The 20,998-nt window shown below is 51.7% G+C and carries 18 protein-coding genes; 16 read left to right on the top strand and 2 right to left on the bottom strand.

All coding sequences use genetic code 11. From position 1 onward, the window contains the following. Positions 1-11: 11 nt before the first annotated feature. The 7 genes from nrdR (at position 12) to FGS84_RS12530 (ending at position 8,892) form a co-directional block, all read left to right on the top strand. Positions 12-464: a transcriptional regulator NrdR gene (gene nrdR / locus FGS84_RS12560; protein ID WP_002574232.1), complete on the top strand. Its 453-nt coding sequence runs from the start codon at positions 12-14 to the stop codon at positions 462-464. A 22-nt stretch (positions 465-486) separates the two neighbouring features. Beyond that, on the top strand, positions 487-1,005 hold the full coding sequence (locus FGS84_RS12555) for a YqeG family HAD IIIA-type phosphatase (protein ID WP_138308746.1): 519 nt from the start codon (positions 487-489) through the stop codon (positions 1,003-1,005). Positions 1,006-1,014: 9 nt separating this feature from the next. Next, positions 1,015-2,424: a shikimate dehydrogenase gene (gene aroE / locus FGS84_RS12550; protein WP_138308744.1), complete on the top strand. Its 1,410-nt coding sequence runs from the start codon at positions 1,015-1,017 to the stop codon at positions 2,422-2,424. 132 nt (positions 2,425-2,556) lie between these two features. Beyond that, positions 2,557-3,114 (top strand): elongation factor P, encoded by a 558-nt coding sequence (gene efp / locus FGS84_RS12545; protein WP_002583865.1) that lies wholly within the window; start codon positions 2,557-2,559, stop codon positions 3,112-3,114. 123 nt (positions 3,115-3,237) lie between these two features. After that, positions 3,238-5,025, top strand: a complete 1,788-nt coding sequence (gene argS, locus FGS84_RS12540) for an arginine--tRNA ligase (protein WP_138308742.1) — start codon at positions 3,238-3,240, stop codon at positions 5,023-5,025. Positions 5,026-5,103: 78 nt separating this feature from the next. Further along, positions 5,104-8,265 (top strand): DEAD/DEAH box helicase, encoded by a 3,162-nt coding sequence (locus FGS84_RS12535; RefSeq protein WP_330640874.1) that lies wholly within the window; start codon positions 5,104-5,106, stop codon positions 8,263-8,265. Positions 8,266-8,268: 3 nt separating this feature from the next. After that, entirely contained in the window at positions 8,269-8,892 is a 624-nt protein-coding gene (locus FGS84_RS12530) for a flavodoxin family protein (RefSeq protein WP_138308738.1), read from the top strand. 164 nt (positions 8,893-9,056) lie between these two features. Here the strand turns inward: FGS84_RS12530 and FGS84_RS12525 are convergent, their stop codons facing one another. After that, entirely contained in the window at positions 9,057-9,371 is a 315-nt protein-coding gene (locus FGS84_RS12525; RefSeq protein ID WP_243129957.1) for a hypothetical protein, read from the bottom strand. Positions 9,372-9,713: 342 nt separating this feature from the next. Here FGS84_RS12525 and FGS84_RS12520 point away from each other — a divergent pair, with 342 nt between their 5' ends. The 9 genes from FGS84_RS12520 to FGS84_RS12480 all read left to right on the top strand — a co-directional run bounded on the left by FGS84_RS12520 (position 9,714) and on the right by FGS84_RS12480 (position 19,107). After that, positions 9,714-10,199 (top strand): MarR family transcriptional regulator, encoded by a 486-nt coding sequence (locus FGS84_RS12520; RefSeq protein ID WP_138308734.1) that lies wholly within the window; start codon positions 9,714-9,716, stop codon positions 10,197-10,199. Further along, the gene (locus FGS84_RS12515; RefSeq protein ID WP_138308731.1) at positions 10,200-11,939 is read left to right on the top strand and encodes an ABC transporter ATP-binding protein; all 1,740 of its coding nucleotides are present in this window, start codon (positions 10,200-10,202) and stop codon (positions 11,937-11,939) included. Next, positions 11,936-13,819, top strand: a complete 1,884-nt coding sequence (locus FGS84_RS12510; protein WP_138308729.1) for an ABC transporter ATP-binding protein — start codon at positions 11,936-11,938, stop codon at positions 13,817-13,819. Before FGS84_RS12515 ends, FGS84_RS12510 begins: the two co-directional genes overlap by 4 nt. Positions 13,820-14,016: 197 nt before the next feature. Next, positions 14,017-15,342 carry an electron transport complex subunit RsxC gene (gene rsxC / locus FGS84_RS12505; protein WP_138308727.1) on the top strand — a complete coding sequence of 442 codons (1,326 nt, stop codon included), beginning with the start codon at positions 14,017-14,019 and terminating at the stop codon, positions 15,340-15,342. 15 nt (positions 15,343-15,357) lie between these two features. Beyond that, the gene (locus FGS84_RS12500; RefSeq protein ID WP_138308725.1) at positions 15,358-16,293 is read left to right on the top strand and encodes an RnfABCDGE type electron transport complex subunit D; all 936 of its coding nucleotides are present in this window, start codon (positions 15,358-15,360) and stop codon (positions 16,291-16,293) included. A gap of 2 nt (positions 16,294-16,295) precedes the next feature. Beyond that, positions 16,296-16,907, top strand: coding sequence for an RnfABCDGE type electron transport complex subunit G (locus tag FGS84_RS12495; RefSeq protein ID WP_138308722.1), 612 nt, complete (start codon positions 16,296-16,298; stop codon positions 16,905-16,907). A 15-nt stretch (positions 16,908-16,922) separates the two neighbouring features. Beyond that, positions 16,923-17,714, top strand: a complete 792-nt coding sequence (locus FGS84_RS12490; RefSeq protein WP_138308719.1) for an electron transport complex subunit E — start codon at positions 16,923-16,925, stop codon at positions 17,712-17,714. A 12-nt stretch (positions 17,715-17,726) separates the two neighbouring features. Next, a complete protein-coding gene (gene rsxA / locus FGS84_RS12485) occupies positions 17,727-18,302 on the top strand; it encodes an electron transport complex subunit RsxA (RefSeq protein WP_138308717.1) in 576 nt (191 codons plus the stop codon). A gap of 16 nt (positions 18,303-18,318) precedes the next feature. Beyond that, positions 18,319-19,107: an RnfABCDGE type electron transport complex subunit B gene (locus FGS84_RS12480; RefSeq protein ID WP_138308715.1), complete on the top strand. Its 789-nt coding sequence runs from the start codon at positions 18,319-18,321 to the stop codon at positions 19,105-19,107. 104 nt (positions 19,108-19,211) lie between these two features. Here the strand turns inward: FGS84_RS12480 and FGS84_RS12475 are convergent, their stop codons facing one another. Then, positions 19,212-20,783, bottom strand: coding sequence for a sodium:solute symporter (locus tag FGS84_RS12475; RefSeq protein ID WP_138308713.1), 1,572 nt, complete (start codon positions 20,781-20,783; stop codon positions 19,212-19,214). Between the last annotated feature and the right edge of the window lie 215 nt (positions 20,784-20,998).

Genomic DNA, 20,998 nt, shown 5'->3' with positions numbered 1-20,998 from the left:
GGGTAACCCAGATGAAATGCCCCTATTGTAATGAAGCAGACACCAAGGTCATAGATTCCCGCCCGGCAGACGACAACAGCTCCATACGCAGGCGCCGCCAGTGTGAGCGCTGCGGTAAGCGCTTTACCACCTACGAAAAGCTGGAGACCATGCCGTTAATGGTAATAAAGAAGGATAATTCCAGGGAGACATATGACCGCTCCAAGATTGAAGCAGGAATCATTCACTCCTGCCACAAACGGCCGGTATCCCCCCAGCAGATTAATTCCATGATTGATGAGATAGAGAACCAGATTTTCAATATGGAGGAAAAGGAAGTGCCGACCTCCGCCATCGGAGAGCTGGTGATGGGAAAGCTTAAGGACCTGGACGAGGTGGCATATGTTCGTTTTGCCTCTGTATACCGTGAATTCAAGGATGTGAACACATTCATAGACGAGATTGGCAAATTGCTGAAAAAATAGATTGGAAGGAATACTTATAAGTATGCTGGAAATGTTTTATCCCCGCCGTTACGAGGTCTCCGCCTATGTGATACCCTTTGACCATTATCATGCACAGGGAATGCAGGGCGTGATTTTTGATATAGATAATACCCTGGTGCCCCACGACGCGCCGGCAGACGGACAGGCAGTGGAACTCTTCGGGCGGCTCCGGGCCATGGGAATGAAGACCTGCCTTTTATCCAACAATAAGGAACCCAGGGTAAAGCCGTTTGCGGATTTGGTGGGTTCCGGCTATATCCACAAGGCAGGCAAGCCGGGAGTCAGGGGATATGAGAAGGCCATGGAGCTTATGGGGACCGACAGGGACCATACCCTGTTTGTGGGAGACCAGCTGTTTACGGATGTGTACGGGGCCAACCGGGCCGGTATTTACAGTATTCTGGTAAGGCCCATGAACCCCAGGGAAGAAATACAGATAGTGCTGAAGCGTTACCTGGAAAAGCCGGTGCTGTATTTTTACAGGAAACATGCCAGAGACATAAAACAAGACAGGGAGTAACGTGAGACAATGGACGGAAAGACAAGAGTATGCGGACTGATTGCAAATCCGGTGGAACATTCCATGTCGCCCATGATGCATAATTTTTTTGCACAGAGAACAGGGATGAACCTGACCTATGTCCCTTTTAAGGTTGAGGAAAGCCGGGTGGGGGATGCGGTAAAGGGGGCTTATGCCCTGAATATACAGGGGATGAATGTGACGGTTCCCCATAAGCAGCGCGTCATGGAATTCCTGGATGAGCTGGATGAGGACGCCAGGGCCATTGGGGCGGTTAATACGCTGGTCAGGACAGATGCTGGGTATAAGGGGTATAATACGGATGGCGCAGGCCTGAGCCGTGCTCTTGCGGAATCCGGCATCAGGACAGAAGGCGAACACTGCATTCTGGTTGGCGCCGGAGGAGCCGCCAAGGCAGCAGCTTATGTGCTGGCAAAGGGCGGGGCCCGGCGAATCTGTATCCTCAACCGGAATGAACAACGGGCCAGGGAGCTGGCCGGCTGTATCAACACACTGATTGGCCGCAGCCTGGCAGAGGCCCTGCCCCTTGACGGCTACAGGAATCTTCCTGCCAGGGAGGGCGGATATCTGGCTCTGCAGTCCACGAGCGTGGGCATGTATCCCCATGTTGAGGATGTTGTCATCCATGACCCGCAGTTTTACGGAATGATTCATACCGGTGTGGACATTGTCTATACCCCCGCCAGGACAAGGTTCATGAAGATGGTACAGGAGGCAGGAGGAAGGGCTGTGAACGGCCTGGACATGCTTTTGTATCAAGGCGTTATCGCTTTTGAACTGTGGAATCCCCAGGTAAAGGTGGACAGCGAAACCATAAGGATGGCAAAGCAGATGATAGAAGACTTCCTGGTAAAAAAGCAGGCCGGGGAGGACCGGGGAGAGAACCTGATTCTCATCGGCTTCATGGGGGCGGGAAAGACCAGCGTGGGAGAGCATTTTGCAGCCCGCTACCACATGCCTCTGATTGATACGGATAAGGAGATTGAGGCAGCGGCCGGTATGGCTATATCCGACATATTTGCCAACCAGGGAGAGGAAGCCTTCCGGCGCCTGGAGACAGGGGTTCTGGAGAAACTGCTGAAACAGGGAGGCAGGTCTGTGATTTCCGTGGGAGGCGGACTGCCTCTCAGGGCGGAAAACAGGGCGCTTCTGAAGCAGCTGGGCACCGTGGTATATCTGGATGTCCTGCCGGAGACTGTGATGGAACGAATCGGAGCCGATGTGTCGGACCGCCCCATGCTCCACGGCAGTGATGTGATGGGACGCATTATCAGTCTTTTGGATTCAAGAAAACCCCGCTATCTGGAAGCCTCCCACATGACAGTGGATGTGAACGGACGGGATGTGGATGATATCGTGGAAGAGATATACCGCAGGGCAGTGGATAAAAACCGCTAAAAAGGGAGAAATTTATACTGCCAATAAAAAAGAACTTGAAAATGCTCCCTACATAGTATAGAATATAAAAGATTAAAGACTTATGGGGCGCTTAGGCAAGCGTCATGAACGAACTCAAGGAGGAATATCTTTATGATATCAGCAGGCGATTTTAGAAATGGCATTACACTGGAAATTGACGGACAGGTTGTCCAGATTATGGAATTCCAGCATGTTAAGCCAGGCAAGGGCGCAGCATTCGTGCGTACAAAATTAAAAAATGTAATCAACGGCGGCGTGGTAGAGCGCACCTTCCGTCCTACAGAGAAGTTCCCTCAGGCAAGGATTGACAGAGTGGACATGCAGTATCTGTATGCCGACGGAGAATTATATAACTTTATGAACCAGGAGACTTATGACCAGGTAGCCCTGAACCAGGATATCATCGGCGATGCCCTGAAGTTCGTGAAAGAGAATGAGGTATGTAAGGTCTGCTCTTACAATGGCAGCGTATTCTCTGTAGAGCCTCCGCTGTTTGTTGAGCTGGAGATTACAGAGACAGAGCCAGGTTTCAAGGGCGATACCGCAACCGGTGCCAACAAGCCGGCTACCGTGGAAACCGGTGCAACCGTATACGTACCGTTATTCGTAGAAATCGGCGATAAGATTAAGATTGATACCAGGACCGGCGAATATCTGTCACGTGTATAATATAACTTGTCAGACACGCTCTGGGAAGCGGTTTGTAAGAATTGCTCCGGCAGATGCCGGGGCAGTTTTTAACTTTCCGGGAAAAGGAAAGACCTATTGTCACAGTAAAGGAGAGTATACATTGTGAATAAGATTCTGGATATGATGGAGCAGGAAATAAAGCAGGCGTTTACAGCCAGCGGATATGAGGATTCCTTTGCAAAGGTGGTTTTATCCAACCGTCCCGACCTGTGTGAATATCAGTGCAACGGCGCCATGGCTGCTGCCAAAGCATACAGGAAGAAGCCTATTGATATAGCCAGCCAGGTGGTGGAACATCTGGTTTCCGGCGGCGCCCACCCTGTTTTTTCAGAGGCAGTTGCCGTGATGCCGGGATTCATTAACCTGAAACTGTCAGAGGAGTTCCTGGCAGAGTATGCAGGTTCCATGGCCCAGGCAGACAAGCTGGGACTGGAAACGCCTCATAAGCCTGAGACAGTTATAGTGGATTACGGCGGGGCCAATGTGGCAAAACCGCTTCATGTGGGCCACCTGCGGGCGGCCATTATCGGGGAGAGCATAAAGCGCATGGGCCGGTTCCTGGGCCACCATATGATTGGCGATGTGCACTTGGGAGACTGGGGACTGCAGATGGGACTTATCATCGAGGAACTCAGGGACAGGAAGCCGGAGCTGGTGTATTTTGACGAATCCTTTGAGGGACCCTTTCCGCAGGAGGCGCCCTTTACCATCAGTGAGCTGGAGGAGATATATCCTGCGGCCAGCGCCAAGTCCAAGGCTGACGAGGTGTTTAAGGAGAGGGCCCATCAGGCAACCCTGAAACTTCAGCGAGGATACGCCCCATACCGGGCAATCTGGCAGCATATCATGTCTGTCTCTGTGGCCGACCTTAAGAAAAATTATGCAAACCTGAACGTGGAATTCGATTTGTGGAAGGGCGAAAGCGATGCAGAGCCATACATTGCGGATATGATTCAGATGCTGGTGGATAAGGGGCTGGCCCATGAGAGCCAGGGCGCGCTGGTGGTGGATGTGGCACAGGATACGGATACCAAGGAGATTCCCCCCTGCCTGATTCGCAAATCCGACGGAGCTTCCCTCTATGCCACATCTGATTTGGCAACCATTGTGGAACGGGAGCAGGATTTTAAACCGGACCGGTATATATATGTGGTGGACAAGCGCCAGGGTATGCATTTTGAGCAGGTGTTCAGGGCGGCTAAGAAGGCTGGTATTGTGAAAGAAGATACCCCCATGATTTTCCTGGGCTTCGGCACCATGAACGGCAAGGACGGAAAGCCCTTCAAGACCCGTGAGGGCGGAGTCATGCGTCTGGAAACGCTTATTGAGGAAATCAATGAAGCTGTATATCAGAGAATCATGGAGAACAGGACCGTATCAGAGGACGAGGCCAGGAGCACGGCGGCCGTAGTAGGGCTGGCGGCCCTTAAGTACGGCGATTTGTCCAACCAGGCAGCCAAGGATTATGTCTTTGATATTGAGCGCTTTACATCCTTTGAGGGAAATACAGGTCCGTACATCCTCTATACCATTGTGCGGATAAAATCCATTCTTGCCAAATACAGGGAGAACGGGGGCCAGGTCAGCCCGGATGGCTCTGAAAAGAAGATTCTTGCCTGCACAGGCAGCTCCGAGAAGGCGCTGATGCTTATGCTGGCCAGATATAACGAGGTCCTGGAAAACAGTTTTGCTGAGACAGCGCCTCATAAGATATGCCAGTATATCTATGAGCTGGCCAATGCCTTCAACAGCTTTTATCATGACACCAAGATTCTGGCAGAGGAGGATGAAGCCAGGAAGGAGAGCTATATCGGTTTAATTTCCCTTACCAGGCGGGTGCTGGAAACCTGTATCGGACTATTGGGAATCGAGGCTCCGGAGCGCATGTAACCGCGGGGATGTCCCGGGATATTCTGCGGCCCCCTGCCTTGGTGCAGGGGGAGCAGAGATATCCCGCTGAAAGGATGCATGAAGCAGATGAAGATTGTCAGGATGGACACCAGCAGCTTCTGGAAAGGAGAGGCTGGTGTGAAAGGCCTGGTTGAAGACCAGGGGGAAACATTTGAGGTAAATTTATATCTGGGAAACGGAAAGGTAAGGGATTATTCCTGTTCCTGCAGCAAAGGGAATTCTTACAGGGGAATGTGCGCCCATGGGGAGGCCCTTTTTGCGTATTATAAACAGCGGAGGGAGGAGGCGTCCAAACCAATGGTTCACACGTCCTCCCAGGTCCACACCATGATACGGGAGTACACGAACCGGGAGGTGGCCAGGATTCTGGCGGAGGATGTGGATGCCCAGGTTAAGCTGGAACCAGTGCTGATTCTGGACGGAAAGGACACTCATCTGGAGTTTAAGGTGGGAATTACCCGTTTTTATGCTGTGCGCGATTTGGGGGCATTTAAGGAGGCCGTTGAAAACAGCGCCCATGTGGCCTATGGAAAGGACCTGTCCTTTCATCATCACAAATCAGCTTTTACTGACAGCAGCAGGGAACTGCTGGCCCTGCTTATGGGAGCCGCGGAAAACCAGAAAGCAATCCGCAGCCTGACCTTAAACCGCATGAACCGGGACCGTTTTTTTGAAATGGTGGCCGGCCGTACCATAGAGGTCCAGCTTCCCGGAGGAAACCGGGTCATGATGGAAATGGAGGATTCGGACCCGGTGGCTTTACTTAAGGTGGAAAAGACGGGAAGGGACGGACTGAAAGCCAGCCTTATGGGCGTGGCGCCCATGAAAGGAAGCGAGGACCCAAGGCGGGTGGCTGCCTGTTTCCGTGGGGAACGGTTTCTTTACGTGGCATCAGGCCAGAGGCTGTACCGGTGCAGCGAGTCATGCACCCAGGTCATGGGTCTGTTCATGGAACAGATGTGCATGGAACGGGATGGAAGCGTGATGGTGGGGCAGAGGGATATTCCCCTGTTTTATGAGCGGGTGGTCAAGCATATTCTTCCATACTGCCGTCTTATGCTGGAGGAAGTGGATTTTAAGGATTACGAGCCGGAGCCATTAAAGGCGTCCTTCCGGTTCGGCACAGGGGAGGATGGCGCACTTGTGATGGAACCATCCCTTGCTTACGGCAGTTATGAATTCCATCCCCTGGAGGATGAGAATCTTCCCAGGACTATCTGCCGCGATGTGCCGGGCGAGTTCAGGGTTAGCCAGCTGATTCATAAATATTTTAAGTACAAGGACCCTGAGGGCAGGAAGCTGGTTATAAGGAATGATGAGGATGAGATATACCGTCTTATGACGGAGGGAATGGACGAATTCCGCTCCATGGGAGATGTATATGTGTCGGAGAACCTGCGTCAGTGGAAGGTGCTGGCGCCGCCGCGGGTTACGGTGGGGGCCTCTGCTGTCAGCGGCTGGCTGGAGCTGGACGTGGACATGGGAGATATGAACAGCCAGGAGCTGAACCGGATACTGGCAGCCTACAGCCAGAAAAAGAAGTACTACAGGCTGAAAAACGGACAGTTCCTTGGGCTGGATGAAGGCGGCCTCACGGTCATCAGCCGCATGGCATCGGAAATGGGAGTGACCAGAAAGGAGCTTCAGAGCGGCAGGGTCCGCCTGCCGGCTTACCGCGCCTTTTATCTGGATTATCTGCTCAAGGAGAGTACCGGTGTAACCTATTACAGGGACCAGATGCTGAAGGCCATGGTGAGGTCGGTCAAGTCCGTGGAAGACAGCGATTTCACGGTGCCTGAGAGGCTGCGGGGCGTACTGAGGGAGTATCAGAGAGTCGGGTATGTCTGGCTGCGGACCCTGGACAGCTACGGATTCGGGGGAATCCTGGCCGATGACATGGGACTGGGAAAGACCATACAGATTATTGCGCTTTTGGAGAATGCCTATGGTTCAGGGGAACCGTCCCCGTCTCTGATTATATGCCCTGCTTCCCTTGTGTACAACTGGGAGCATGAGATTGTTCGTTTTGCGCCGGACCTTAAGGTCCTGTCGGTTGTGGGAAGCAGTTCAGAGCGCGAGGCCCTGTTAAAAAAGGTGGGAAGTACCCCACGGGATTACCAGGCCATTGTGACCTCCTATGACTTGCTGAGAAGGGACATTGGATTCTATGAAGGCATTCATTTCCGGTACCAGGTCATAGACGAGGCCCAGTATATCAAAAATGCATCCACACAGAGTGCCAGGGCAGTGAAATCCCTGGATGTGCAGACCAGATTTGCCCTGACAGGAACGCCTGTTGAGAACCGTCTGGGGGAACTGTGGAGTATTTTTGATTATCTCATGCCGGGCTTTCTCTTTGGCAGCCAGTTTTTCAAAAAGGAATATGAAATCCCTATTGTAAGGGATGGTGACGCAGCAGCCCTAAAACGGCTGAAACGGATGATAGGTCCCTTTGTGCTGAGGCGTATAAAAAAGGATGTGTTAAAGGAGCTTCCGGACAAAATGGAGGAGGTTGTATATTCCAGCTTTGAGCCGGAACAGAAAAAATTGTATACAGCCAATGCCGCCGCCTTTAAGGAGAAACTCAGTGCAGGCGGCTTTGGCCAGGCGGGGGAAGGAAAGCTCCAGATTCTGGCGGAGCTCATGCGCCTGAGACAGATATGCTGTGACCCGCGGCTGTGTTATGACAATTACAGGGGCAGTTCCGCCAAGCTGGAGACCTGTATGGACCTGGTTCGCAGAGGCGTGGCGGGAGGACACAAGATATTGCTGTTTTCCCAGTTTACCTCTATGCTGGACATTATCCATAAGAGGTTCGAGAAGGAGGGAATCAGGTGCCATGTGCTTACGGGAGCCACTTCCAAGGAAGAACGAATCCGGCTGGTGGGGGATTTTGGGAAGGACGAGGTGCCGGTATTCCTGATTAGCCTGAAAGCAGGGGGAACCGGCCTTAACCTGACAGCAGCGGACATTGTCATACATTACGACCCTTGGTGGAACGTGGCCGCCCAGAACCAGGCCACGGACAGGACCCACCGGATTGGCCAGGATAAGCAGGTCACGGTCTATAAACTGATAACCAGAAATACCATAGAAGAGAACATCTTAAAGCTTCAGGAAGCCAAGAGCCATCTGGCGGATGCAGTGGTGCCTGAGGGCACAGTATCATTTGGAAGCCTGACAAGAGATGATATACTGAATATCATAAAGGAGGAATAAAAAATGAAAGTATTGATGTTAAACGGGAGCCCTCATGAGAAGGGATGTACCTACACCGCCCTTGCAGAGGTGGCGGGAGAGCTTAATAAGGCTGGTATTGAAACCGAAATCATGCATGTGGGCGGCGGGGCTGTCCGGGGCTGCATGGGCTGCGGTGCATGCGGTAAGCTTGGAAAATGTATCTATGGTGATGATAAGGTCAATGAGGCAGTGGAAAAGATGAGACAGAGCCATGGACTGATTATAGGTTCGCCTGTGCATTACGCTTCTGCCAGCGGCGCCGTCACCTCCTTTCTGGACCGTTTCTTCTATTCCGGAAGCAGCGCTGCTGCCCATAAGCCGGGAGCAGCCATTGCTTCCGCCAGAAGGGCCGGCACAACTGCGACCCTGGACCAGCTGAACAAATATTTTATGATTACGCAGATGCCGGTGGTGTCCTCCCAGTACTGGAATATGGTTCACGGACAATGTCCCGAGGATGTGATGAAGGATGAGGAAGGCATGCAGATTATGCGTGTCCTGGGCAGGAACATGGCCTGGATGCTCAAATCCATTGAGGCCGGAAAAGCAGCCGGAATCACGCTTCCTGAGACAGAGGAAAAAAAGAGGACGAATTTTATACGGTAGGAAAATGGCTGATTAAGGCGTGGAAATAATACGCGGAATTGGTACGCAGAAATAATACGCGGAATCAATACATAAAGCCGATGCATAAACGTAAGATATCCTGACTGTATTGCAGGGCCCGGCACAGTGATGTGCCGGGTTTTTAAAATGTCTGTATGTACCAGCTATGCCAATACGGTATGCATGGCCTGATTGTGCAGGTGCTGGTCCAGGATTAAATGGACCCGCTCCACTTCGCCGAGAATCAGGGATTCCGATTTCATGATTTGGTTTCTTAAGATGCGCTCGGTGGATTTGAGCTGGGATTCATGATTGTCCATATGGGTGTTCATGGATTTTATTTCGGACTGCATACCCTGGATTTCGGACTGTATACCCTGGATTTCGGACTGCATACCCTGGATTTCAGCCTTTATACCCTGGATATCAGCCTTCATACCCTGGATTTCGGACTTCATACCTTGGATATCAGTCTTCATACCAACAATTTCAGTTATCAAAAAGTCGAGTTTTTCAGAATCTGTCAAGCTATCACCTCCTAAAACAGTGTGCTGTGTCAGTGTGTCAGATAATGGTTTATGTTCAGCCTGGAAACAGGGTGTACTTAGTATAGCACATCGGAGCATGCAAATCTAGGATGGTATTTACATTTTAAGGTATTATTTTCATCCATAATTTTCACTGGATTCCACCGCTGTTTTCCATGAAAAATAATTCTTGCCACCAGTCACTTATTCTGTTATACTCTGATATGGTTAACTAGCTAATAATAAACAGGCTAATGGTTTATCAGTTAAATATCCAGAAAGGAGGCGATTTACATGGATAATGCTTCGTGCTGTTGTTCCTTTCAATCTCCGGAACATCTTCTTATAGAGAAGTACATCCGTGTAGCCAGGCTGCACCGCAGTATGATGGAGCACCGCCTGGACGGCACAGGAGTGTACCGCAGCCAGCATCAGATTCTGATGTTTGTGTCGGATAACCCCAATGTGTCCCAGAAAGAGCTGGCAAGGATGTATGGGGTGTCCGGGGCCACCATAGCTGTTTCCCTTAAAAAACTGGAAAAGGGGGGCTATATAAGACGTCTGGTAGACCAGGAAGACAACCGGTGCAACCAGATATGCATTACAGACAAGGGCAGGAAAGTGGTGGAGGAAAGCGTAAAGATTTTCAGGCACATAGAGAGCTGTATGTTTGAGGGATTTTCCGAGAATGATATGAAGGTGCTGGGAGGACTTCTGGACCGGATTTACGGAAACCTGAACCGGGAGTTTGCAGACAGGGCAGAAAGAGAGGAATCATAAGTGAAACGATACGGAGCATATATAAAACCATATCTCAGCGCCTTTATCCTGGGGCCCCTTCTGATGCTGACCGAGGTGGCGGGAGAAATCATGCTGCCCAAGCTGATGTCCATGATTATCAACAACGGCGTGGCTCAGAGAAATGTGCAGTATATCCTGTCAGTGGGAGGTCTGATGATTCTGGCCACCCTGGTTATGGCCATTGGAGGAATCGGAGGAGCCTATTTCTCGGTGAAGGCGGCAGTCAGCTTTACCAGCGATTTGAGGGACGACCTTTTTTCAAAGGTGCAGGAATTTTCCTTTAAGAACATCGACACCTACAGTACCGGGTCCCTGGTTACCCGTCTGACCAATGACATCCAGCAGGTCCAGAACGTGCTTATGATGGGACTGCGGATGGCCATGCGTTCCCCCGGAATGTTCATAGGGGCCCTGATTATGGCTTTTATGATGAATGCCAGGCTGGCCGTGGTTATACTGGTGGTCATCCCTCTGCTGACGGCAGCCATTGCAGTCATACTTAAGACGGCATTTCCAAGGTTTACCGCCATGCAGAAAAAGCTGGACCAGCTGAATTCCGGCATCCAGGAGGTGCTGACCAATGTGCGGGTCATCAAGTCCTTTGTGCGGGAGGAATTTGAGGAAGATAAATTTAAGGACCTGAACCAGGATTTAAAGAACAGCAGTCTGGATGCCATGAAAATCGTCATTGTGACCATGCCTGTGATGACCCTTGCCATGAATATAACCACTCTGGCCGTGGTGTGGTACGGAGGGAATATTATCATAGCAGGGGATATGCCGGTGGGGGACCTGACTGCATTTACCACCTATATCGTACAGATACTCATGTCGCTTATGATGCTTTCCATGGTTTTTCTGCAGCTTTCCAGGGCAGTGGCATCCATCCGCAGGGTCAACGAAGTAATGGATACGGAGATTGACCTGACAGACCGGGACGCATCCAGAAAAGACCTGGCTGTATTGAACGGCAGGGTGGAGTTTAAACATGTGAGTTTCAGCTACACGGACAAAGAGGATGAGATGGTGCTGGAGGATATAAGCTTTACGGCTGAGCCGGGGCAGATAATCGGCATCATCGGCTCCACCGGCAGCGGCAAAACCACCCTGGTGCAGATGATACCGCGGCTTTACGATGCCACAAAAGGCCAGGTGCTGGTGGACGGGGTGGATGTCAGGGATTATTCCCTGAAAAACCTGCGGGAGGGCGTGGGCATGGTGCTCCAGAAAAATGTGCTGTTTTCCGGCACCATTGAGGAGAACCTGCGCTGGGGCAAGGAGGACGCCTCCCTGGATGAAATCAGGGAAATGGCACAGAGCGCCCAGGCAGACAGCTTTGTAACTTCTTTTACCAATGGCTATGAAACGGACATGGGACAGGGAGGCGTCAATGTATCAGGCGGCCAGAAGCAGAGGCTGTGTATTGCCAGGGCCCTGCTCAAAAGGCCCAGAATCCTCATACTGGATGACAGCACCAGCGCTGTGGATACGGCTACGGAGGCCAGGATACGGCAGTGCTTCAGGACCAGCCTTAAGGATACCACCAAAATCATCATAGCACAGCGCATCGGCTCTGTGGAGGAGGCTGACCGGATTCTGGTGCTGGACGAGGGCAGACTCATTGGCCAGGGGACCCATGAGCAGCTCATGAAAGAATGTCAGGCATACCAGGAGATTTATTATTCCCAGAGGGACCGAAAGGAGACGGCTGCATCATGACGAGACAACAGAAAGCGGAAAGCCTGAAACGGCGTTATGGAAGACATGGAGCTCCTGTGCCCGGAGGTCCCATGGGAGGCAGAAGGCATGGGCCGGGGCGGAATATGGGCATGGGGCCGGGGCGGCTGCCCAGGAACGCAGGCACCACCATCAGGCGTCTCCTGCATTATTTAAATGAGGATAAGCCAAAGATGATGCTGGCATTTTTCTGCGTCATCCTCAACACCGGGGCAACCCTGGCAGGTTCCTATATGCTGCGGCCTATCATTAATACCTTTATTGCCCCGCTTACAGGCGGACCCGGGGACCCGGCGGGACTGGCAAGGTCCCTGGCTGTGCTGGCGGCTGTGTTCGCAGTGGGAGTGTTTGCCAATTATGCCCAGGCAAAGGTCATGCTGACCGTGGCCCAGAACGCTCTGCAGAAAATCCGCAATGACCTGTTTGGCAGAATGCAGAAACTGCCGGTGCGGTTTTATGACACCAATTCCAACGGTGATTTGATGAGCCGTTTTACCAATGATGTGGATACCATCGGACAGATGCTCAGCTCCACGCTGGTGCAGCTGTTTTCCGGTGCACTGAGCATTATCGGCACCCTGTTCCTCATGGTGTACACCAACCTGATACTGACCCTTGTCACTCTGGTGATGATTCCTCTGATGATGAAGGCGGGAGGAGCTGTGGCAGGGTGGAGCCAGAAATATTTCACCGCACAGCAGACATCCCTGGGAGCGGTAAACGGTTATATAGAGGAGACCATCACCGGACAGAAGGTGGTAAAGGTATTCTGCCATGAGGACATGGCCAGGGAGGAATTCGGCATACTGAACCAGGACCTGAGATACAACCAGATTCGGGCCCAGTTCTTCGGCGGAATCATGGGGCCTGTTATGAACAGCCTGAGCCAGATAAACTATTCCCTTACCGCCTGTGTGGGCGGCCTGCTCTGTGTGTTAAGGGGCTTTGACGTGGGGGGACTGACCGTATTTTTGAATTTTTCCAGACAGTTCAGCCGTCCCATCAACGAGATATCCATGCAGGTCAGCAATGTATTTTCAGCCCTGGCCGGGGCTGAACGTGTATTCGCGGTGATGGATGAGGAGCCGGAGCCGGCTGACACGGAGGACTGCGCGGCGCCCAATCCCATGATTGGCCATGTGGTACTGCACCATGTCACCTTTGGCTATGACCCGGATAAAACCATTCTTAAGGACATAAGCCTCTATGCCAAGCCGGGACAGAAGATTGCGTTTGTAGGCTCCACCGGAGCGGGAAAGACCACCATAACAAACCTGCTGAACCGGTTTTACGACATCCAGTCAGGCTCCATCACCATTGACGGTGCGGATATACGCCGTATTTCAAGGGACGCCCTGCGCCGCAACATCGCCATGGTCCTTCAGGACACCCACCTGTTTACAGGCACGGTGCGGGAGAATATCCGCTACGGCAGGCTGGACGCCACGGACGACGAGGTCATACAGGCTGCAAAGACAGCCTCAGCCCATTCCTTTATCATGCGCCTTCCCCATGGATACGATACCATGCTGGAGGGGGACGGAGCCAATCTGAGCCAGGGACAGAGGCAGCTGCTCAATATTGCCAGGGCCGCCATATCCAAGGCCCCTGTGCTGATTCTGGACGAGGCCACCAGCTCTGTGGACACCAGGACGGAGAAACACATTGAGCACGGCATGGACCGGCTGATGGCGGACCGCACCACCTTCATCATTGCCCACAGGCTGTCCACGGTGCGAAACGCCAATGCAATCATGGTCCTGGAGCACGGGGAAATCATTGAACGGGGGACCCATGAGGAGCTTTTGGAGCTGAAAGGACGGTACTACGAACTGTATACAGGCATGAAAGAACTGGATTGATTGCCAATAAATTAACAGTTATTTAACATATAATTAAAAAAATAACGTATAAAATCTGTATTGTATACAATCTTTATTTATGCTATACTATGTTGGTGTATTCCGGTGGGGGCAGGCAGCCCCGCCGGTCATACCGGACGCCAGTACTGGTCCGGCTGCACAAAGGAATAAAAAGAAAGAAAAGAGGGAGAGAATCCATGGGTTTGGCGACTTTTATAGGCGGCATCCATCCATATGAGGGGAAAGAGCTGTCAGAGAACAAACCGGTACAGGTCCTGATGCCAAAAGGCGACCTGGTGTATCCGATGTCACAGCACATTGGGGCACCTGCGAAGCCGCTGGTAGCCAAGGGTGACCATGTACTGGCAGGCCAGAAGATTGGAGAAGCAGGCGGTTTCATCTCTGCCAATGTAATTGCTTCTGTGTCAGGTACGGTGAAGGCCATTGAACCAAGGCGTATGGCCAACGGAGCAATGGTGCCCTCCATTATCGTTGAAAATGATGGAGAATATAAGACAGTTGAGGGCGTGGGAGAGGACAGGGACCCATCCGGCCTGTCAAAAGAGGAAATCCGAAACATTGTGAAGGAAGCCGGTATCGTCGGCCTTGGAGGGGCGGGATTCCCCACTCATGTAAAGCTGACTCCGAAGGATGAAAATGCCATCGAGTACATATTGGTCAACGGCGCAGAGTGTGAGCCGTATCTTACCAGCGACTACCGCATGATGCTGGAGGAGCCGGAGAAAATCGTAGGCGGTTTAAAGGTCATCCTGCAGCTTTTTGACAATGCAAAGGGCGTTATAGGCATTGAGAACAATAAGCCTGAGGCAATCAAAAAGCTGACCGAGATGGTGAAGGACGAGCCCCGCATCACGGTTTGCCCGCTTATGACAAAATATCCTCAGGGAGGTGAGCGTTCCCTGATTTATGCCGTCACAGGCAGGAAGGTCAACTCATCCATGCTTCCAGCGGATGCAGGATGTATTGTGGACAATGTTGACACTGTGATTTCCATCTACATGGCCGTGTGCAAGAGCACGCCCCTGATGAGGAAAATCATTACGGTCACCGGAGACGCGGTGGCAGACCCCAGGAATTTCAGCGTAAAGCTTGGAACCAATTACCAGGAACTGCTGGATGCAGCAGGCGGTTTTAAGACTGAGCCCGAGAAAATCCTGTCAGGCGGCCCCATGATGGGCCAGGCCATATTTGACCTGAATATTCCGGTAAGCAAGACTTCATCCGCCCTGACCTGCTTCACAAAGGACCAGGTGGCAGAGATGGAGCCTTCCGCATGCATACGGTGCGGAAAGTGCGTCAGCGTATGTCCAAGCCACATCATCCCTGTGATGATGATGCAGGCCGCCCTCAGGGACGACTGCGAGACATTTGAGAAGCTGAACGGTATGGAATGCATGGAGTGCGGAAGCTGTACCTATGTATGTCCGGCCAAGAGGCCTCTGACTCAGGCATTTAAGGAAATGCGCAAGACAGTTGCGGCTAACCGCAGGAAAAAAGGGTAGGAGGGGACATAAGTCATGAGTAAATTATTAAACGTATCATCATCCCCGCATGTGAGAAGCCATGAGACCACCCACAGCATCATGCTGGATGTGGCCATTGCCATGTTGCCTGCAACTGCTTTCGGTGTGTATCATTTCGGCATGCATGCGCTGCTGGTGCTTATAGTTACGGTTGCAGCCTGTGTTTTAAGTGAGTATGTATATGAGAAGCTGATGAAGAAGCCAAGTACCATCAGCGACTGCAGCGCCCTGGTCACAGGCATGATACTGGCGTTAAACATGCCTCCGGAGATTCCGGTGTGGATACCGGCTCTGGGAGGAATCTTTGCCATCATCGTGGTGAAGCAACTCTACGGCGGTCTGGGACAGAATTTTATGAACCCGGCCCTGGCAGCCAGATGCTTTCTGCTGATTTCCTTTGCGGGAAAAATGACCAATTTCAGCTACAGCGGATTCGACGGCGTGTCCGGCGCAACTCCTCTGGCAGTGCTTAAGAGCGGCGGCGCAGTGGATGTTCCGGCCATGTTTGTGGGAAACATTCCAGGCACCATCGGAGAGGTTTCCGTGATTGCGCTTTTAGTGGGCGCTGCCTATCTTCTGGCGAAGAAGGTAATCTCCATCCGGATTCCAGGCACTTACATACTGACGGTTGTGGTATTTGCCGTCCTGTTCGGGGGCCATGGATTTGATTTGAACTATATAGCAGCCCATCTGTGCGGCGGCGGCCTGATTTTCGGAGCCTTCTTCATGGCAACCGACTATGTGACAAGCCCCATTACGCCAAAGGGCCAGATTATGTTCGGCATCCTGTTAGGCGTGCTTACAGGACTGTTCCGTATTTTCGGCGGCTCCGCAGAGGGCGTGTCCTACGCAATCATCATCAGCAATATCCTTGTTCCGCTGATTGAGAAAGTAACCCTTCCCAAAGCATTTGGAAAGGAGGGCAAGTAAACATGAGCAAATCAGGATTTATGAAAGACGCAGTGATTCTCTTTGTAATCACCCTGGTGTCCGGATGCCTTTTAGGCGGTGTATACCAGCTGACCAAGAAGCCAATTGAGCTGGCAACCATAGCTGCCAACAACAAGGCGTATAAGGCAGTATTTGCAGAGGCGGAAACCTTTGATTCCGACGAAGCCCTCACAGCTGCCATCCCGGCCTGCAACGAGGCCCTGTCCGGTATGGACTTTGGCGGCGTGGAAGTGGAGAATGTACTGAAGGCAGTGGATGCAGGCGGAAACCAGTTAGGCTATGTCATCACCTCCCTGTCCAACGACAGCTACGGCGGCGTGGTAAAGCTGTCGGTGGGACTGAAGGATGACGGAACCATCACAGGCATTGAGTTCCTGGAAATCAGTGATACTCCCGGTCTGGGATTAAAGGCAAAGGAACCGGCGTTCAAGGACCAGTATGTGGGAAAGAACGCACCTGAGCTTTCCGTCACCAAATCAGGCAGCGCAGACGATACCCAGATTAATGCCATCAGCGGCGCTACCATCACTTCAAATGCAACAACCAATGCAGTCAATGCAGCTTTATACTATCTGCATAACTGCATCCAATAAATAGGAGGTGGGAACATGAATAAATGTACAGAACGTTTATATAACGGTATTGTGAAAGAAAACCCTACCTTCGTCCTGATGCTTGGTATGTGTCCGACACTGGCTGTCACCACATCCGCCATCAACGGTCTGGGTATGGGACTTTCCACAACCGTGGTTTTACTGTTTTCCAATATGATTATTTCTGCCCTGCGCAAGATTATACCTGACAGGGTGCGTATCCCGGCATACATCGTTATCGTGGCATCCCTGGTTACCATGGTGCAGCTGCTGCTCCAGGCATATGTTGACAGCCTGTATTCAGCTCTGGGCATCTATATCCCGCTGATTGTGGTTAACTGTATCATCCTTGGACGCGCAGAGTCCTATGCATCCAAGAATGGTCCCCTGGCATCCACCTTTGACGGCCTGGGCATGGGCCTTGGCTTTACACTGGCCCTGACCTGTATCGGTCTGGTCCGTGAGATTCTTGGTTCCGGCGCCGTATTCGGGAAAGTGCTGATTCCGGAGGATTACCATGTTGCCATCTTCGTGCTGGCTCCGGGCGCATTCTTCGTGCTGGCTATCCTGACAGCCCTTCAGAACAAGTTCAAGGCTCCTTCCGCAACCAATGGTTCAGCTGCGCAGTCCAGGCTGGCCTGCGGCGGCAACTGTATGTCCTGTACCGGTTCAGCCTGCATGGCGAACCATGAGGTGCTGGAGACAAGGATGCGTCAGGCTGAGGAAAAGGCGCTGGCGGCAAAGAAGGCAGCTGTAGCAAAGAAGGAAGCAGAGCTTAAATCAGCTACTTCCAAAAAAGAAAATTAGGAGGGTGGATAGATGAAAGAGTTATTGTTAATTGCCATTGGTTCCGCTCTGGTTAATAACGTTGTTTTAAGCCAGTTCTTAGGACTCTGTCCATTCCTCGGTGTTTCAAAGAAGGTTGAGACCTCAGCCGGCATGGGTGCGGCCGTTATCTTCGTTATAACCATAGCATCGGCAGTGACCAGCCTGGTTTACACCGGAATCCTTGTGAACATGCACCTGGAATACCTGCAGACCATTGTGTTCATTCTGGTCATCGCAGCCCTGGTTCAGTTCGTGGAAATGTTCCTCAAGAAATCCATGCCCTCACTGTATGAGGCACTGGGCGTGTACCTGCCCCTGATTACCACCAACTGTGCGGTGCTGGGTGTTGCCCTTACCAATGTACAGAAGTCATACAGCTTTATCCAGAGCGTTGTGAACGGCATTGGTATTTCCGTAGGTTTTACCATCGCCATCATCATGCTGGCCGGTATCCGTGAGAAGATTGAGCACAATGATGTACCGTATTCATTCCAGGGGTCACCTATTGTTTTAATTACCTCAGGTCTCATGGCAATCGCATTTTTCGGATTTTCCGGATTAATTTAGAAGGAGGAGAAGGAAAATGGTTACAGGTATTATATTAGCGGCAGCAGTTGTAGGTATCCTTGGTATTCTTATAGGAATCTTCCTTGGCGTTGCCAGCGAGAAGTTTAAAGTACAGGTAGATGAAAAAGAGATTCTGGTCCGCAATGAGCTTCCCGGCAACAACTGCGGCGGCTGCGGTTATGCGGGCTGTGACGCACTGGCAAAGGCCATTGCGGCCGGTCAGGCAGATGTGGGGGCCTGCCCTGTGGGCGGTGCTCCTGTGGCTGAGAAAATCGGTGAAATCATGGGCGTGGCCGGCGGAGCTGCTGAAAAGAAGGTGGCTTTCGTCAAGTGTACGGGAACCTGTGATAAGACAAAGGTGCAGTACAACTATTACGGCGTGGACGACTGCAAAAAGGTGTCGGTGGTTCCCGGTGCAGGAGAAAAGGCCTGTGCCTACGGATGTATGGGCTACGGCTCCTGTGTGAAGGCCTGCGCCTTTGACGCCATCCATGTGGTGGACGGCGTGGCAGTGGTGGATAAGGAAAAATGCGTGGCCTGCGGCATGTGCGTGGCCTCCTGTCCCAACCATCTGATTGAGCTGGTTCCCTACAAGGCAGAGCATCTGGTGCAGTGCAGTTCCCATGACAAGGGCAAGGATGTAAAGGCTGTCTGTGCAGCCGGATGTATCGGATGTACCCTGTGTACAAAGCAGTGCGAGTTTGATGCCATCCATATGGAGAATAACCTGGCTGTCATTGATTATGAGAAATGCACCAACTGCGGCAAGTGCGCAGAGAAGTGTCCTGTGAAGGTTATACTTTAGATAAGATGAAAATGTCTGCATAGAATAAATGCATTTTCATGAAATAAAAAGCTGTCCTTTCCCGTATACCATGGGAAAGGACAGCTTTTCGCTGTTTTCATATGCTACTTTTTCTTCCTCTTTTTAAATGCCGGAGAGTCAAAGGACTGGTCGTCAGGCAGCACCTTTCTGGTGGTTGCCTCCACCAGATTATCATAACAGGAGAAGATTGAATTTATATCCTGGCTGTCCATCCTGGGTGTCAGGAAGGATACCAGAGGCACGATGATAAGCCCCACAATCATGGACACAGCTCCTGCATTGATGGGAGAAGCAATATAATGCAGGAACATATTTGAGACAGTGATGCCGATGCCTGTTGCAAAGCTGGCCCACACAGCAGCCGGTGTGGTCCTCTTCCAGTACAGGCCGTAGAGGAAGGGGGCCAGGAAGGCTCCGGCCAGGGCGCCCCAGGAGATGCCCATGAGCTGGGCAATGAAGTCCGGAGGGTCCAGGGCAAGGACAACGCTGATGACAATGAATACCACAATCAGGCACTGCATCAGTATCAGCTGAGTCCTGTCCTTCATATTTTTCACCAGACTGCCTTTGATAAAATCCAGGGTCAGGGTGGAGCTGGAGGTCAGCACCAGGGAGGAAAGGGTGGACATGGACGCGGACAGAACCAGCATGACCACAATTCCAATCAGCAGGTCGGGAAGGCCGGACAGCATGGCAGGGATGATGGTGTCGTAAGCCACGGCCCCATTTCCATTATAAATGGCAGGGCTGTCAAAGAGCCGGCCGAAGCCGCCCAGGAAATAGCTTCCCCCGGAGATAACAATGGCGAACAGGGTGGATATCACCGTGCCTGTGGCAATGGCTTTTTCGCTGCGGATGGTATAAAATTTGTGAATCATCTGCGGCAGGCCCCAGGTTCCGAGGGAGGTGAGAATCACCACTCCCAGAAGATTCAGGGGGTCCGGTCCAAAGAAGGAGGTATAGGCGCCGGGCTGTCCCAGGGTTACCGGAACTTCACTGGGAATCAGGGCAAGTCTGCCGACAGCAGCTGTAAAGCCTCCCTGGCCGTTCAGAACGCTTAAGATGACAGCAACAATTCCGGCCAGCATGATAATACCCTGAATAAAATCATTGATGGCTGTGGCCATATAACCGCCCAGAATCACATATACGGCTGTCAGGATGGCCATGCCCATGACGCAGACACTGTAGGGAATGTCAAAGGCCATGCCGAATAACCGGGACAGTCCGTTGTAGACAGAGGCTGTGTAGGGGATGAGGAAGACAAATATAATCAGGGAGGCAACAATCTTCATGCCCTGGCTGTGAAACCGGCTGCCGAAGAATTCAGGCATGGTAGCCGAGGAGAGATGCTTGCTCATGACCCTGGTGCGCCTTCCCAGGATGACCCAGGCCAGCAGGCTTCCAATCAGGGCATTTCCAATTCCAATCCAGGTGGATGCCAGGCCGTATTTCCATCCGAACTGGCCGGCGTAGCCAATGAACACAACCGCGGAAAAGTAGGAGGTGCCGTAAGCAAAGGCGGTGAGCCAGGGACCCACGCCCCTTCCTCCCAGTACAAAGTCGTTGACATTGGTGGCATGGCGCCGGGAATAGAATCCCACGCCCAGCATGATGGCAAAAAAGATAATCAACATCAGCAGTTTTACAGTCATTTGAATAACCTCCGCATACACTTTAATAATTAAAACTTCTGAACTTTAATGTATCAAAGTAAAGGGGGAATGTCAAAGGGAATTTCTTGTTTTTCCTTACTTTGGCTATTTTGACGGAAACATATGGAAGGAATGGGGGAGCTAAATGCCATTTTTTCGGTAAAGTGGGGGATGAGTGTCAATTTTCGACATAAAATGTAAAATCCAGAGATGGA

Source organism: Clostridium sp. 1001271st1 H5, assembly GCF_005845215.1.
GTDB lineage: Bacteria > Bacillota > Clostridia > Lachnospirales > Lachnospiraceae > Enterocloster.
Note: the sequence above shows the minus strand (reverse complement) of the source record. Positions and strands in the feature narration are given on the sequence as shown.